Raw genomic sequence first — 14,735 nt, 5'->3', positions numbered from 1 at the left:
TAGCTACCCGTTATTCTGTTCGTTTTTTAAGCGAAGAAGGAACTGAAACAGATCATCGATTGTGCGGATGGATCGTAATGTTTCTTCATCAGTGAGTTTCATGCCAAAAGTTTTTTCGAGTACCACAACCATATCTACAGCGTCAAGACTGTCTAGTCCCAGATCTTCATAGAGTGTGGCTTCCGGTCCCATAATAGCGGGATCAAGCTCAAACTCTTCTGCCAGTACCTCAACAACTTTCTGCCGAAGTTCATCGTCAGAAATCATAACCCGTATCTCCTTATAGCAAGGGAAGTGTTGACTCCCCCGAGTGCAAAATTGTTTTTCAAAACTGTCGTGATCGGTAAACGTTCTTTGCTCTTCACCAGATTAGCCGATGAACAGCGGGGATCAATCACTTTCAGGTTTCGGGTAGGAATAATTTCCTGCCGTTCCATCATTTCAAGTACAGCAATCAGCTCAAGTGTTCCTGCTGCACCAAGCGTGTGACCGAGATGTCCCTTAAATGAACTCACCGGTGTTTCGCCGTTAACCGCCTGGCAGATTGCTGTTGCCTCGGCAATGTCACCGAGTTCGGTGCCGGTGGCGTGAGCGTTCACATAATCTATATCTTCAGGGGTTAAACCGCCTTCCAGCATGGCTTTTTTCATGGCCAGAGACATTGAGTCCTTATCAGGATTCGCGATATGTCCGCTATCATTTACATTCCCAAAACCAACAATTTCGCCATAGATTTTTGCGCCACGTGCTTTTGCTGATTCGTAATCTTCAAGTACAAGAATACCGCTGCCACCGCCGCAGACGACACCATCCCTGTTTTGTTCAAACGGGCGGCATGATTCCTCAGGATTCTCGTTATTACATGAGGCGGCCCGCAGGAGATCGAAAACACCTGTAACCGATGCATGTGCTTCATCGGCGCCACCGCATAACATCACTTTCTGCCTGCCGCTCTGGATAAGGATATACCCAAGGCCGATGGACTGAGAGGAAGATGTGCAGGCACTGACAGGTGCCCACTGCTCGCCCTTAATGCCGAGGGTGAGACAGACATTGGCTGAACAGCTGTGGCTCATCATCTGAAAGAATTCGCCAGACTTGATTTCTCCAAGCTTTCGGTGCGGCAGATATCTTGAGTAAAAATCCTCATACGCTGCTGCACTGCCGGTGGTCGATCCTATGGCTACACCGGTATCTCCTGAGGTGATTATCTGGTCAGCCAGTGCTGCATCAGCTATCGCTTCTTTGGCAGCCAGAGTTGCATACATAGCCACGGCACCCATTGTCCGACGAACAGATCGCGGGAGTAACTTCTTATAATCCAACTCAGGGACCGGGGCTGCGATATAACTTCTCAGCCCTTCAATCTCTGCCCAGCCCGGCATGCAGCGGATGGCGGATTTTCCTGCCCAGATATTATCAACAAGAGCAGGAACACCGATCCCGAAAGGGGATATTGCCCCTCTGCCAGTGATAACAACACGGTTTAGCGTCACTTCGTTACTCCATTCCACAAAGATTCCAGTCCGAGTATTTCCCCTGCACCAACCAGCCCGGATATTGAAGATCCAACCACTCCTGTCATCAGGGTTGATTGACCGCTTAAATACAACCCCGGCATCCGGGTGCGGACATCCGGGTTATACTGGCCAAGACAATGCATTGCACCGTAGGCACAACCGTTGGGAGCTACCAGTTCGTCTCTGAAGGTGAGAGGCGTTCCGACCGCAAGCGGTTCAAGATGCCCGCAGATATCACCCCAGCGTTGTTCTGCTTTGGCTATCATTTCCCTGCCCACAGACATTTTGAAGTCAGCATATTCTGGAGATCTTCTGTCTGTTCCCGCAGCTGCAAAACGTTCTGTGTCTTTCCAGTAACCAAGGCGCAGCAATATAATGCCATTTTGGTCCTGTTGCAACGGGTCACACGGATGGCCCTGGCTGCCGGTCATCATCATTGGTCGTAAATTATGGGGTGTATTTGCATCTTTGGGCAGTACATCTCCCTCATCGGGAAGGAGATAATAATTTGCAGGCCCCTCACTCCCATTGAGCGAGTGTTCTCCTTTGCAAAACACAGCAAACATTGAGAGGCTGTTTTCCAACTCCCGTAATCTGGTTTTGTAGGCAGGTCTGAATACTGATTGCGGGACCATTTCCACCATCGTGGCAGGGTGGCCTGTATAGATAACCTGATCGCAGAAAATTTCTTCATGTCCTTCAATATTAACCCCGGTTACTGCTCCGTTTGCAGATTGCAGCGAGGTAACATGTGCATCTGTGATCAACTGAACGCCGTTACGCTCAAGAGTTGAGATAAATGCATCAACAATTGCCTGGCCTCCGCCAGCAACCGTATAAGCTCCTGAATAATACCCATGAGCTACCAGTGCATGAATTTCAAGTGATGCCTGTTGAATCGGCACGCCGTATAAAAATGCAGGAGCAGCCAGCACCGATTTAAGACGGGGATCCTTCAGATGTGAATCAAGAAATTCTGCAAGGGAGCGTGGATTGGATTTATATCCACGTAAAAACGGTGTTAATGGAAGATCCGTTTTGTAAAATGGCACATCGTTGCATATCTGTCTGATTGTGCTGAAGTATACATCTATTCCCTGTTTTTCTGCCGGGAACAGTGTTTTGAGTTCTTCTGCAAAGCGTTCATAAGAAAAGTAGCCATGTATAGGCTGGCTGGTTTTGAAAAACTCAAAGTGATCGTACCCACCCGGTGTTAACGGGAGAACAGACAGTTTGGGCAATACGTCACAGTATTTCCAGATAATATCGAGTATTTCACCTGACCCAAGGCCACCTGTATAGTGAAAACCCACATCAAATGAGATCCTGTTGCGCCTGAATTGTCGAAGCGCCCCTCCGGGGGCCGGCTGTTTTTCAACAATGACGACTTTTTTCCCGTTTTTTGAAAGAATAGCTCCTGCTGTCAGTCCAGCTATACCACTCCCGACGATGACTACATCAGCGTTCATTCAAAAAAATCCTCCCCCTCAAACAGATGTTCTAAACAGTGTTGTGCGAATAAAATGATTAAAAACAGGTCGATGGCAGATGTTTCTGCCATGGCTAGATGTCTCATTTTCTAGAAATTTTCCTGAAGGATGACAATACGGGAAAATGGCGACAAAAACAACAATACTATTGTGTATATTCTAAGGGGGGCAAATATCTCATACGTATTGTCTCCATTTCGCTACGTCATCTCTAATGATAGGCTTTTCAGAGAATGAATACTGTTCCGAGCATTTACGCAATGCTCACAAAAGGTAAGCAGATTATGCCCTGTTTGCAGCCTTTGTGATACGAAAAATCTTACCCACCCTCTCCCAGGCAGCTTCACACTTCTTCAAAATTCCGACAAAGTCAGGCAACAAAAGGCTGCCATACTGAATTTCATGGAGATGAAAATCTAAAATAATCTTAATGAAGGCTCACATGAAGCCCACATTCAAAACCTCCTCGTCATAATGATGTCCGGCAGCACCCTTGCCTTACAATTCTTTTTAGCGAGTAAATGGTAGATAATCCTGTGTTGGCGTGGTACGGCACCTGATCCTGATACTCCATAAAAGTTTCATGCCATCTTCATGTCAAATTTTACATGAAGATCTACTTTGTGCTAATTATAGAAAGGAAGGTATTGTTTTTATGTTGTTATCTGTTGTGTTGATGACCTCGTAGCTCCTTTGAGCTGAGAGTTGTCCGTAGAACCAGTCCAATGACGACTCTTCTGGGAGGCTGTCCGAGAAGAGACATTTCTTCTCAAATCGAGAAAAGTTGACAATAACACGCGGAAACATATGTTTGATGTTTTTTCCATACATGTGTGTTTGTTGCACTAGTGTCCATCCGAGAAACAACCACAGGCCAAATTAAATGTCTGTTACCAAAGCGTTAAATCGAGAATCGCAGTCACCGTATGACCATGGCCTGAAGGCCGGTGTGCTGCTTGCCGTAATGTATGTAATCAGCGGCAAGCTTGGTATGATGCTGGCATTGCCACCTGGATATGCCTCCCCGATGTTCCCCCCTGCCGGAATTGCAGTTGCGGCAGTATTAATAGGCGGTAGGAAAACCTTACCCTGGATTTTCCTTGGGTCAATTTTCCTTAACGTATGGATAGCTTATTCGTCTAACCAGCAAATCAACGCCACAGCTTTTGCAGTGGCTGGCATTATTGCGTTTGCTTCGCTCTTGCAGGCCGCTGCTGGAGGCTGGTTACTGCGAAAGGCAATCGGCTACCCAACCCCTCTCGATAATGGTGTCGAGGTCTTACGCTTCCTGCTGCTGTCACCACTCATCTGCCTGATAAGCGCGAGCATCTCTAGTGGCGGATTGATGGGTCTAGGCATCTTTGAGACTGAGAGTTTTGTGACCAATTGGGTTGCCTGGTGGGGTGGTGACACGCTTGGCGTACTCGTGATGCTGCCATTAATTATGGCTGTTGCCGGCAGTCCACGTGCCTTGTGGCGAGATCGTATTAGTACTGTAGCAGTTCCTATGCTGGCGGTATTTTTATTTTTTGTGGTCATGTATCTCAAGGTCAATCAATGGGAATACTCTGAGTCACTTGCAGATTTTCGACAATACTCTCAGCAAACAGCAATACAGTTAGAGTCTAAGCTGAAAGAACAAGAATCCTTGTCTGAGCAATTGGCGGCTTTATTTATCCCGTCTGATGAAGATGGTGAGGTTTCCCGGGTTAAGTTTCGGCAGTTTGTACAAAAAATGCTGACACGATTTCCGATGATTCAAGCTTTGAGCTGGGTGCCTAAAGTCCGTGCGGAAAAACGTGTAATGTTCGAGTTGGCACAACACGATGATTTGCCGGGTTTTGAAATACGCGAGCGAAGTGAAAAAGGCCAAATGCAACGCGCTTCTGCGCGAGACTCCTATCGTCCGGTGACCTACATAGAGCCGATGGCTGGAAACGAGCCTGCAGTCGGGTTTGACCTCGCATCAAGTTCGCAACGGCGGGAGGCAATCGACAAGGCTATACAATCTGGAGATTTCGTCGCATCATCACCGCTGAAACTCGTCCAGGATCGTCAGGATCAGGTAGGTATTTTATTGCTAATGGCGATAACTCAACAAGATCCGGATTCCGGGATTGTCAGTACAGTCCTGCACATGGTTGATTTTATGGAAAAGTTGCTTCCGGAACTTAAGCCCATGCTCTTTACCAGGCTGATTGATCTGGATGCCCAGATGCCACTTTACGACAATTTTGAACCGGGATTTTCGGAGGTCTTTTATAAACATTCTTTCAATTTCGGTTCTCGACGTTATCGGCTGGAATGCTCACCGACTCCTGCTTACTTCAAGCAACACCGCGGGTGGCAAAGGTGGTGGGTTCTGGCTATTAGCATTTTGAGCACGGGTCTTTTGGGGTCATTGCTGTTGATAACCACGGGCTATACCGCCCGTGTAGAAAGAAAGGTAGAGGCCAGAACCAGCGAGCTTAAGGAAAGTGAATATCGCTGGAAATTTGCACTGGAAGGAGCCGGGAGCGGGGTCTGGGATTGGGATGTTACAAACAACACAGTGTTCTTCTCTAAACGCTGGAAAGAGATACTTGGTTTTACAGAAGGTGAAATAGGTAACAGCCTCGATGAATGGGATAAGCGTATACATCCTGACGACAAGGATGAAACGTTGATGGAATTACAATCATATCTTACCGGGGAAACAGATGCCTACGTCAGTGAGCACCGGGTTATATGCAAGGATGGTAGCTGGAAGTGGATACTTGACCGGGGCATGGTGGTCAGTCGTGATGCGGACGGCAAACCCGTACGTTTGATAGGAACACATACGGACATTACCGAACGCAAGCAAAACGAGCAACTTGTGCAGCGTCTGGCGCATTACGATGCACTCACCGGGCTGCCCAACCGGATATTGTTTAGTGACCGTCTGCGACAGGGGCTTGCGATAGCTGAACGGGAACAGACACAGCTGTCTCTGATGTTTATCGATCTGGACAAATTTAAGCCCGTCAATGATGATTACGGACATCATATAGGTGACTTGCTGCTGAAAGAGGTCGCTGGACGCATGCAGAATTGCCTGCGTAAATCCGACACTGTTGCGCGTATAGGCGGTGACGAGTTTGTTGTTTTGCTACCAGTTATCACAGCTGATAACGATGCTATGCTGGTCGCGGAAAAAATCCTTCATGTTCTCAACCAGCCTTTTCTGCTGGGTGAACATAGTGTGAATATTTCGTCAAGCATTGGGATTGCTATCTCTCCCAAACACGGCCAGGATGAGATATTGCTGATGAAGAATGCCGATGTCGCGATGTACCACGCTAAAGAAGCAGGACGCAACAACGTGAAACTTTATCAACGTGCTATGAAGGAAAAAAGTGAGGGCACAGCTTGGGAGGCTCTACGAGAATAGTCTTTCTCAAACTCGTCACAATTTCCAGGAAGTAATGCTCGCCAGTAAGCGAAGACTCGGATATGTGGTTTATGGCTGTGTGTAAGGGTATAACCATGTCTTAATTGAAAGAAGAAAAGTTCAATCGGACAATCTCGGACAAATTTGGCAGCAGTCGGGAACAGGGCCGAAGAAAAGATTGTTCCTGAAATTCTGCAAACCTTCGTCCCACCATATTTCCTCAACAGGCCTTGAAGTTATGTTGCCTGCCGAGGTTTCAGGAGTACAGTTGCAGTAATTGGTATCACCGTCGACGCGCACAACCAACGTGCGCAAAGGGGCGAGGCAATACCGATGTTTTGAGTGTATTTTTTTTATTATCTGTTCGGGTTTCTTTAGTATCGAGGTGGGCCAGTCTTCAGCCATGTTAACACTGTCGAGTATGTTTGGCCCCAGCAGGACTATTCCCTGTTTTGCCACTTCCCGCATCTGCTCGAGTATTTTTGTTAGCACAGTTTCTCTGTTTATATCTGAACGGATTGATTTGCTGCTGTTTTCCATGAAATTCAGGTCTGAAATTACAATGGCCGGGATGTTTACTGAGCGTGCGAATTTTGCGAGTGCACCCAGGCCGGGAAGCGTGTCTGCCTGCAGGACCGAGAATATACTCGCTGTCATTGTGGAGCCTTCGGATTTTCTCAGCGCCATAAATTCTCTGATATTATCCAGGATAATAGTAAGATCTGCTCCTTCTCTATACCATTCAAAACGTTCATGGTCTGTGCTATCGAGACTGAAGGTGATCGAACTCAGCCCACATTCAATAAGCATCCTGGCTTTTGTCGCGTTAAGCGCCATGGCGTTTGTGACGAGTGATGTACGTATCTTCCGCTTTTTGAGTTCGTTGAGAATCCTTTCAAGTTCCGGATGAAGCAGAGGTTCGCCAAGGCCTACCAGATTTATGGCAGCAACATTCGGGTTGGCAGCAAGAATCTCCCTGAATAGCTGAAAGGACATGTGCTTTGGGGAAACCTTCATAAAGGTTCTTGCACAATAGCGGCAGCTCAACTGACATGAGGTTGTAATTTCAAGGTCAAGAAAAAATGGTGGGACAGGGCGGATGATCTCAGCGTCTGTAAATATCGGAGCGGGAAGGCATAGTTTTCTTGAAATGGTTGCACGGACCGCTGCACTCTTTGTAAATTTGTCCAGAAATGTTGCAGGAATGGCGGGATAGAGTTGTCTGTATTTTTCTACTATTTCAGCTTCGGTCATAACCATAAATCATCCGTTATTGGCAAAGAATGCTACAAGTTTTTCCTGCAGATACCTGGCACCTGATGAGGAGTTGTTGGGGAAAAAATGATCAGCTTCAGAGTGAGTGTGTATAGAATGACAATGTATTCCAAGTTTTTCTGCTAGAGCTATACCCGATGACGGAGGGATATGCACATCACTGTCACCCTGGAGCACAAGGGATGGAATTGAAACATTCATGTATTTGGCATCACAACGCTGCAAAAATGAAAACATCTGTACCTGCAGGCTGAATGGCCAGTCGATTTGTTCAGAGGATGTTTCCCGCCAGTATGCGAGGAAGCGGTCGTCAACACCGGCAGGAGATGCAAGAAAGGCACACTTTGAGATACGACGAGTTAGATCATTACGGTCAGTTTCAGGATTGATTTGACCTAATAGATGCGCGCAGATAGCTCCTCCAAGGGAATGGCCGGCGATAGCTATATCTCCGCGTGTTGTGGTGACAAAGGTATTCAATAGTGATTGTGCATCTTCGAACCATTGCTGTGGCGCGCTGTGCTTTCCATTGTTCAACGAAAAGCTGGTCATAAAAGGTGCGGTAACCTGATGGCCTGCTTTTGTCAGACAATCGATTGATCTCTGTAAAGAGTCTGGATGCGAATCAAAACCATGGAAGAAAAGTATATTCATATAGCTTTTTCCATTGCTGAAATTCCCGAATTTGAAGGCATTGTTATCGTGTCGCCAGTAATGATTCGTTGTAATACCTGTACCGGATCGGGGAAGGAAAGCACTTCATTCAAAAACGCGCTTTTGGCAATACTAAGACGACTATCAGTTGATTGGTCATCTAATATGCGTTTGACCGTTTCCCGTAGGATTGAGGCCGGGGTATCAAAAAGTTTCTGCTTATAGCTGTCAATATTGCCACTGAAAGGATAGCTTGGCCAGAGGCGAAACCCTACTCCAAGGTGTTCAGCGAGCATACCGTTATGGTCCTGCTCCGGTTGTTGAGGAATGATCAAAGTAGGGATCGCGTATTGCAGTCCATCATAAATACTGCCCAGTCCTCCGTGGCAGACATAGAGGTCCAGACCGTTTTCGACCAGCTGGCCGATATTGAAAAAACTTGCAAATACCACATCCGGAAAATCTCTCTTCAACCGCTCAAGAAACAGGTTGTTCGTTCCGGAAATGCTGACATAGAGTTTCCATGGTCCGCTTTCAAGTGCTGAGATCAAGTGGACAAGAATCTCCTGAGAACGGCAGATGCTCCCTAGTGCCAGCAATACAGATTTTTCATTTGGGATTTTCTGCTGAACTGTTTGTCGTAAAGTGGCATCAACGGAAGGGGGAGAACAATCTCTTGGATATGTTTTGGGGGACCATTTCTGGAGTGTCTGTAACCACGGAGGTGTTTTCTTGAGTTGCAGGAAGTTGACCGGCTGATAGTGTTCTGGAAGGGAGGAAATTGCTCTTCCCTGGAAAAAAGGTGAATCAGGGACAAGAACCCAGTCACCGTCAAGATAATCAGACATTTTGCCAAGCGGCTTTAGGCCGACGCTTTTAGCTACTTTCTGTAGTGCAGCGCATGCAAAAGTATCAAAAAAATTCAGCTGTTTTTGTTGCTGTATGCTTTCCGCTGAATTGGCTTCTGGTAAATATCCAAAATTAGATTGTGTTTCCGGAAGCATGGAAAGGATGTTCATGGAGATCAGAGGAGTTTGGGCGGCACGCGCACTGATTCCTGATGTGTATTTAAAATTTGCCAGCACATAATCCGGTTGTACATCGTCAATGAGATCTATTTCATCCTGAACACATGTGGCCACATGGTCATGATCGATAAACCATGAGACATTCGGGTGGTCTGTCGGCCCCTTTTCCCATAGCTCTGAAATACACGAGTATCTGAGGTTTTTGTTTTCTGCCCAGCTAGCATAGTGTTTTGATATTCCGTAGAAAACATCATGGCCTAATAGGTCGAGTTTTTGACCTATTGCTTGACACTCAAGTATGTGTGTGAAGGTGTTTCCAGACGGAAATATGAGCAGGCGAGACATGTTTGGTATTTATAAAAAAAACAAGGAATAAGATAAACAGTTCAGCAGTTCATAAAGACTCTCATGCTTATAAAACAGGAGGGGTGAAATGCGTTGTTCGGTACGTAGATTGAGTGAGATAACCTGGCTTGAAATATCAGTCTACTCGCACACGAGTAAGGTTGGCTTCTGATGTAAATAATGGTGGATGAATTTTTCTGCAATCCATTTCGTTATCCTGTTGTCTTATGGCAACAGAGTAAAACGTCATAGGCTGCTTTGATAATAAAGGAAATATGTTGTGGTTTTGAGTTCGAAAAAAAACGAGATGCGTGACAAGGTTAAATTAATCTTTTTACAATGCTCTTTTTGATATTATAAAAAGGTTGGATTAAGCCTTTGAAACGCCTGTTTTGAAATAATTGACTGTCCGATTGTAGTGCATTAGCTTGGCCCCGCTCCTGAAGTTATAGTTGGCTATTTTTCCTGTAAACCATGCCGTTGAATCGTGCGATGATATCACCCTCTTCATCAGTTACCATCACATCATACGCTCCTAGCCTTCCAGGTTCTTTGACTTCAGTCGCGACAGCATAGAGGATTCCTGTAGAGGCAGCTTTCAGAAATGAAATGTTGACATTAATTGCAAGGGCAAGCTGGCCACGACTGTTAGAAGCAACAGCAAAAGCAAGATCTGCGAGAGTGAAGATCGCCCCACCCTGGACCACATTTGCTGCATTCATATGTTTGTCTTCAATAATCAGACGGGCCTTGCAATACCCTATTCTTACTTCGACTATTTCAACCCCTGTCAAAGCAGCAAATCTATCATCTGCAAAATATTTTTGTGCTGCCTCAGTGTTCATGATCCTCACCAATATGTTCTTTTTCGACCACTTTTCTGTTTGTTATAATGATCTATTCGTAAAATCATTAACAGGTAATCAAAAAAAAACGGAAATTATTTTTAAATATATTTTTTATAAGTTTGAACGATATTGGTAGGATAACGTGAAAGTACTGATTGATCAGGTGTTTTTTTTTGTTAGCACACTGGTTTTTCCACTCAAAAGGGAAAGCGTTAAGCTTGTGCAAACCATTCCATTCAACTGGGTTTGTTGGGTGCACGATGAGACTCTGATCCGTTTATCTGTGGGAAATCGGAAAACAGACTGGGTGTCATGAGCTGTAGAATTAGGCAATGCTTAGCTGCGAGCCGCTCAGCCCCGGTTGACTCATATATTTTGCTTAAGCTTAACGCCTTCTCAATAGGTGTTAAGCTTAAGCAGAAGTGGTTGATTTTAAATAACATATTCTTTAATTCAGAAATGTTAACTAGGTCCAACTCCTGATGTTCCCCCATGCGCATCTGATTTGTTATGCTTTTTCCTCATTTTCAAACCATCGATAAACAACACCTGCCAAAATAGCCCCTGCAATAGGAGCAAGCCAAAAAAGCCATAACTGGGATAATGCCCAACTTCCCTGAAAGATTGCGACACCCGTACTCCTTGCTGGATTGACAGAGGTGTTTGTAACAGGAATACTGATGAGGTGAATGAGAGTGAGACCAAGACCAATAGCTATAGGAGCAAACCCCTTAGGTGCTCGTTTATCTGTTGCACCTAAAATGATTATTAAAAACATAAACGTCATTACTATTTCAGTTACGAGTGCTGCCGTCAAGCTATACCCACCAGGTGAGTGCTCTGCATAACCATTCGATGCAAATCCGGCGGCAACATCAAAACCTGCTTGTCCAGAAGCGATAATATATAAAACCGCTGCTCCTGCTATACCACCAGTAACTTGTGCCGCAATATATGGTCCAAGTTCTGTTGTCGAGAACCTTCCACCCGACCAAAGACCAAATGAAACGGCAGGATTAAGATGGCAACCAGAAATATGACCAATAGCGAATGCCATTGTTAATACAGTAAGTCCGAAAGCAAAGGAAACCCCTAATAAACCAATTCCAACATCTGGAAACGCCGCGGCAAGAACAGCACTGCCGCATCCTCCAAGTACAAGCCAGAAAGTACCAATACATTCAGCGCCTAATTTTTTAGTTAATGTCATAGTGCTCTCCTCCTTTATTGTAATAAACGTTGATTAGTTATCTGTTATTTATACAGATCAGTCGGTTACTTCTGCTTTTTTCATCATCATAATTTCTCGATGGTATTTTTGAACAATTAACGTTAAAGCTCACCGGTTCTTGTGCAGCGCCTTGTTTGGGAACTTTTCAGATATTCATCAACTTCAAGTTCAGATTTCAACAGAATCTTCTCTTCTTGAAACAGATTATAAAGAGACTGATGTCCTTTGCGTGATCTTGTGTCTGTTCGATCGTAATAATGAGATGCCCAATCAAGTAACTTTCGCAAGCCTTCTTCAGTTTGTTCTCTTCCGAGATGTTTTTTGCTCTCAGAGCCACGTTGTTCAAGCCGGGAGCAACATAAATCCCAGGACATGTCCAGCCAAATTAGAGTTTGGGCAACATCAAAGTAATGTTCCGCCAATTCTCCGAATACCCCTTCAGCAACCCAGTTAAGATGCTCTTTGCTTTGGAAAATGAGTTGATTGACTTCTTCCCTGTCTCGCTTATTGTCAAAACCACCCGGCATCCAAAACAGGGCATCAAGGTGTATTATTTGAGCATTCGGAGTAGCCAACTTCTGTGACAGCCATGTTTTGCCGCTACCTGAATTTCCAATGATTACTGTTCTCATATTCTTATGGCCAACAAGTGATTATGTAGAAACTGCCTCACAGGAAATAATGAGTGTTATATTGGATGGTTAACCTTGAGATTCGTCTACATAGGCCTACAATAAGATACTCCATTGTTAGGCATGAGACATTATAAAACTCGATGTATAGCTTATTGTGGATTCAGCGAAATGGTTACCCGCCTAGCGGGTAGTGTGATCATCTGTATGGAATACAGCACTTATGGGACAAGCGAGGGAAGCCGGAGTTGTAGCCAAAAGTTTGCTGAAAGGAATATACCTACCCTGTCGATACAAGAGTAGACGGTCAGGTAGAAAAGATATGATGACGTAGGGGCGTGGCTTACCAAAAAATTGATGACCCGATAAGCCACACAATACGATTTACACCTGTTCTTCGATAAACTCCTGTATGGCCTTGCTTATTCCAAGCTTTCCTGCAAGCTGGTCCATCCATTGGCGTTCTGCATCTGTGTCGATTTCTATTGTGCTGGCGGCCAGCATATACATAGCTTTTGCTGTAGAGGGATCTGTGATTCCTGCTGTCAGCTGATCTATCGTTTGTGGGTTATGGAGTTCGGTCAGTAAGAACATGCGCTCTTCCTGGCTGAGTTCGTTACCTTTCATTCTCTCAATAATTGCCTTCTCTTCCTGTTCGTCCATGGTTCCATCGGCATGGGCTGCGGCTACCATGGTTCGAATAAGTTGTATTGCCAGAGCCTCAGTTGAGATACCCGTTATTTGCGGTTCTGGTGAGGGGGGTGCTGCCTGCGGTGGAACGGTTTGTGTTACAGAAGCTGCAGGAGGTGCCTGAGGCGCCTTATTCGGTAGTGGCGGCGGGGGTGGTGACATCTGCTGACCAGGTTGCGGTGGTCCAGGAGGTGAATACGTTTGACCAGCGGCTGGAGTCTGTGGTGCAGGTTTCGATGTGTTTTTCAGAATTTCATATGCCCCGATTCCCAGGCCGATGGCTGTCATCAGTCCGGCACCGGATTTCAGACCACTCAACAGGGGATTCGAGTGGCTCTTTTGACTCTTATGTCCTTTCTGTTTCTTATTATATTTCTTGTTCTTTTTTCCATAGCTTGAGCCTGTTACTTCACGGACAATCTTGCCCAACAGCTTTTCTGCATCAAACATATCGGCACCAGAGAGAGTGTAGATTGATAATGACTAAATATAACTAACGCGCATAACCTTAACCTGAAATTTTCACGAATCTGAAAGGACGTTACCACCTATTTATTAATAATTACAGGCAACGTATCAATTTGTTATGCTGTTTCAGCAGATGTTCAGGCTAGATATCAAATATCCGATAGTATAATGCTCAAGCAGGAAAAAAACACAACGAAACTCTCACTTAACTCTGTAGGCTATTGTAGAAGGCAAAATCTTATACTCCGTAACGTTTACGAAGGTTCTTTCCCAAAAAGGTACATGCGGATGCTGCTGTGAACAGGGCGACTCCGCCGATAATGAAGGCAAGACGTGTCCAGGGCATTCCTGCATCCTGGCGCAGATCGATCATGAAAAAGAGGGTTCGGAGCCATTCCACAGAGGAGATGAGAAGGAGTACCTGCACGACGCGAATACTCCAGGAACGTTTGACAAATAGCAGGCAGGGAGTGAGCAGGCAGAGTAGGGCCAGTGATGAGTATCCGGCACGTTGAAAATGCGCACCGATGAGTAAAAAACTGAGAATTACAGGAAGTATGCGAAGGATATTCATGGCAAGGCGACGTGTATAGTGTGTGTTGGTGTACTTTACTCCCCTTACAATAGATGGGCGTAAAGCTGTGTAATGTTTTTTAAGAAAAAACTACTAAACATTACAATTAACACACGTCTTTCGCATTGACCTGGGTCAAAAAAACCAATCCAGACGGGCCGGAGTTATCCTCAAATCGGGCAAAATGAAGAAGGAGCAAAAATCTTATCGGGTTTCCTGCCCGTCTAAATTGGTTAAGTACTACGAAGAGTGCGAAATAACTTTATTCGCTGTCAAGCGGGCCGGGCGCACACAGAGCACCCTGCTCATTTGATTGGGTGCCGCAGTTGCCGCAGACGTATTTTGGATCTTTTGAATACTTTTCAATTTCCTTATCACGTCCTGCAAGGCGAAGTTCGCACATATGTGCCTTGTGGTTTTCAGGATTTGTACAGAGGTTGTCTACTATAGGTAATCTATCGCTCATTGTGTTCCTCCTCCTGAAACTATCCTTTTACTCAATCTCAGCGTTACGTGTCGGGTTGTAATCCTCGCCATAGTATTAATATGGCAGTGGTAAAAACACGAC

The 14,735-nt window shown here is 45.3% G+C and carries 14 protein-coding genes; 1 reads left to right on the top strand and 13 read right to left on the bottom strand.

Annotated elements, in window-relative coordinates; translation table 11 throughout:
• Positions 1–3 precede the first annotated feature (3 nt).
• From FCL46_RS22905 to FCL46_RS28950, 4 genes are all read right to left on the bottom strand, one after another.
• Positions 4–267: an acyl carrier protein gene (locus tag FCL46_RS22905; protein ID WP_136809444.1), complete on the bottom strand. Its 264-nt coding sequence runs from the start codon at positions 265–267 to the stop codon at positions 4–6.
• A complete protein-coding gene (locus FCL46_RS22900; protein WP_136809443.1) occupies positions 264–1,496 on the bottom strand; it encodes a beta-ketoacyl-[acyl-carrier-protein] synthase family protein in 1,233 nt (410 codons plus the stop codon). The genes FCL46_RS22905 and FCL46_RS22900 overlap by 4 nt, the downstream gene beginning before the upstream one ends.
• The gene (locus FCL46_RS22895) at positions 1,493–2,989 is read right to left on the bottom strand and encodes a phytoene desaturase family protein (RefSeq protein WP_136809442.1); all 1,497 of its coding nucleotides are present in this window, start codon (positions 2,987–2,989) and stop codon (positions 1,493–1,495) included. Before FCL46_RS22895 ends, FCL46_RS22900 begins: the two co-directional genes overlap by 4 nt.
• A gap of 682 nt (positions 2,990–3,671) precedes the next feature.
• Positions 3,672–3,773 carry a DUF2767 family protein gene (locus tag FCL46_RS28950; protein ID WP_420811248.1) on the bottom strand — a complete coding sequence of 34 codons (102 nt, stop codon included), beginning with the start codon at positions 3,771–3,773 and terminating at the stop codon, positions 3,672–3,674.
• Positions 3,774–3,893: 120 nt separating this feature from the next.
• Between FCL46_RS28950 and FCL46_RS22890 the strand changes: the two genes are divergently transcribed.
• Entirely contained in the window at positions 3,894–6,422 is a 2,529-nt protein-coding gene (locus FCL46_RS22890) for a sensor domain-containing diguanylate cyclase (RefSeq protein ID WP_136809441.1), read from the top strand.
• A gap of 120 nt (positions 6,423–6,542) precedes the next feature.
• Here the strand turns inward: FCL46_RS22890 and FCL46_RS22885 are convergent, their stop codons facing one another.
• The 9 genes from FCL46_RS22885 to FCL46_RS22845 all read right to left on the bottom strand — a co-directional run bounded on the left by FCL46_RS22885 (position 6,543) and on the right by FCL46_RS22845 (position 14,633).
• The gene (locus tag FCL46_RS22885) at positions 6,543–7,682 is read right to left on the bottom strand and encodes a radical SAM protein (RefSeq protein WP_136809440.1); all 1,140 of its coding nucleotides are present in this window, start codon (positions 7,680–7,682) and stop codon (positions 6,543–6,545) included.
• A gap of 3 nt (positions 7,683–7,685) precedes the next feature.
• Positions 7,686–8,351 (bottom strand): alpha/beta hydrolase, encoded by a 666-nt coding sequence (locus tag FCL46_RS22880; RefSeq protein ID WP_136809439.1) that lies wholly within the window; start codon positions 8,349–8,351, stop codon positions 7,686–7,688.
• The gene (locus tag FCL46_RS22875) at positions 8,348–9,724 is read right to left on the bottom strand and encodes a glycosyltransferase family 1 protein (RefSeq protein ID WP_136809438.1); all 1,377 of its coding nucleotides are present in this window, start codon (positions 9,722–9,724) and stop codon (positions 8,348–8,350) included. The genes FCL46_RS22880 and FCL46_RS22875 overlap by 4 nt, the downstream gene beginning before the upstream one ends.
• 446 nt (positions 9,725–10,170) lie before the next feature.
• Positions 10,171–10,569 (bottom strand): PaaI family thioesterase, encoded by a 399-nt coding sequence (locus FCL46_RS22870; protein ID WP_136809437.1) that lies wholly within the window; start codon positions 10,567–10,569, stop codon positions 10,171–10,173.
• Positions 10,570–11,080: 511 nt separating this feature from the next.
• Positions 11,081–11,782: an aquaporin Z gene (aqpZ, locus tag FCL46_RS22865; RefSeq protein ID WP_136809436.1), complete on the bottom strand. Its 702-nt coding sequence runs from the start codon at positions 11,780–11,782 to the stop codon at positions 11,081–11,083.
• 122 nt (positions 11,783–11,904) lie between these two features.
• A complete protein-coding gene (locus FCL46_RS22860; RefSeq protein ID WP_136809435.1) occupies positions 11,905–12,435 on the bottom strand; it encodes a P-loop NTPase family protein in 531 nt (176 codons plus the stop codon).
• Positions 12,436–12,819: 384 nt separating this feature from the next.
• Complete coding sequence (locus FCL46_RS22855; RefSeq protein ID WP_136809434.1) at positions 12,820–13,575, bottom strand: DUF533 domain-containing protein; 756 nt, start codon at positions 13,573–13,575, stop codon at positions 12,820–12,822.
• Positions 13,576–13,831: 256 nt separating this feature from the next.
• A complete protein-coding gene (locus FCL46_RS22850) occupies positions 13,832–14,167 on the bottom strand; it encodes a hypothetical protein (RefSeq protein WP_136809433.1) in 336 nt (111 codons plus the stop codon).
• 262 nt (positions 14,168–14,429) lie between these two features.
• Positions 14,430–14,633, bottom strand: coding sequence for a hypothetical protein (locus FCL46_RS22845; protein WP_136809432.1), 204 nt, complete (start codon positions 14,631–14,633; stop codon positions 14,430–14,432).
• Between the last annotated feature and the right edge of the window lie 102 nt (positions 14,634–14,735).

It is taken from the genome of Desulfosediminicola flagellatus, from assembly GCF_005116655.2.
Classification (GTDB): Bacteria; Desulfobacterota; Desulfobulbia; order Desulfobulbales; family Desulfocapsaceae; genus Desulfopila; species Desulfopila flagellata.
Note: the sequence above shows the minus strand (reverse complement) of the source record. Positions and strands in the feature narration are given on the sequence as shown.

Bases quoted from the DNA above. Each gene is read 5' to 3' on its own strand.
- FCL46_RS22855 (WP_136809434.1), bottom strand. From the start codon at position 13,575: ATGTTTGATGCAGAAAAGCTGTTGGGCAAGATTGTCCGTGAAGTAACA.
- FCL46_RS22870 (WP_136809437.1), bottom strand. From the start codon at position 10,569: ATGAACACTGAGGCAGCACAAAAATATTTTGCAGATGATAGATTTGCT.
- FCL46_RS22875 (WP_136809438.1), bottom strand. From the start codon at position 9,724: ATGTCTCGCCTGCTCATATTTCCGTCTGGAAACACCTTCACACACATA.
- aqpZ (WP_136809436.1), bottom strand. From the start codon at position 11,782: ATGACATTAACTAAAAAATTAGGCGCTGAATGTATTGGTACTTTCTGG.
- FCL46_RS22885 (WP_136809440.1), bottom strand. From the start codon at position 7,682: ATGGTTATGACCGAAGCTGAAATAGTAGAAAAATACAGACAACTCTAT.
- FCL46_RS22850 (WP_136809433.1), bottom strand. From the start codon at position 14,167: ATGAATATCCTTCGCATACTTCCTGTAATTCTCAGTTTTTTACTCATC.
- FCL46_RS22880 (WP_136809439.1), bottom strand. From the start codon at position 8,351: ATGAATATACTTTTCTTCCATGGTTTTGATTCGCATCCAGACTCTTTA.
- FCL46_RS22860 (WP_136809435.1), bottom strand. From the start codon at position 12,435: ATGAGAACAGTAATCATTGGAAATTCAGGTAGCGGCAAAACATGGCTG.
- FCL46_RS22890 (WP_136809441.1), top strand. From the start codon at position 3,894: ATGTCTGTTACCAAAGCGTTAAATCGAGAATCGCAGTCACCGTATGAC.
- FCL46_RS22845 (WP_136809432.1), bottom strand. From the start codon at position 14,633: ATGAGCGATAGATTACCTATAGTAGACAACCTCTGTACAAATCCTGAA.
- FCL46_RS22905 (WP_136809444.1), bottom strand. From the start codon at position 267: ATGATTTCTGACGATGAACTTCGGCAGAAAGTTGTTGAGGTACTGGCA.
- FCL46_RS22895 (WP_136809442.1), bottom strand. From the start codon at position 2,989: ATGAACGCTGATGTAGTCATCGTCGGGAGTGGTATAGCTGGACTGACA.
- FCL46_RS28950 (WP_420811248.1), bottom strand. From the start codon at position 3,773: ATGTCTCTTCTCGGACAGCCTCCCAGAAGAGTCGTCATTGGACTGGTT.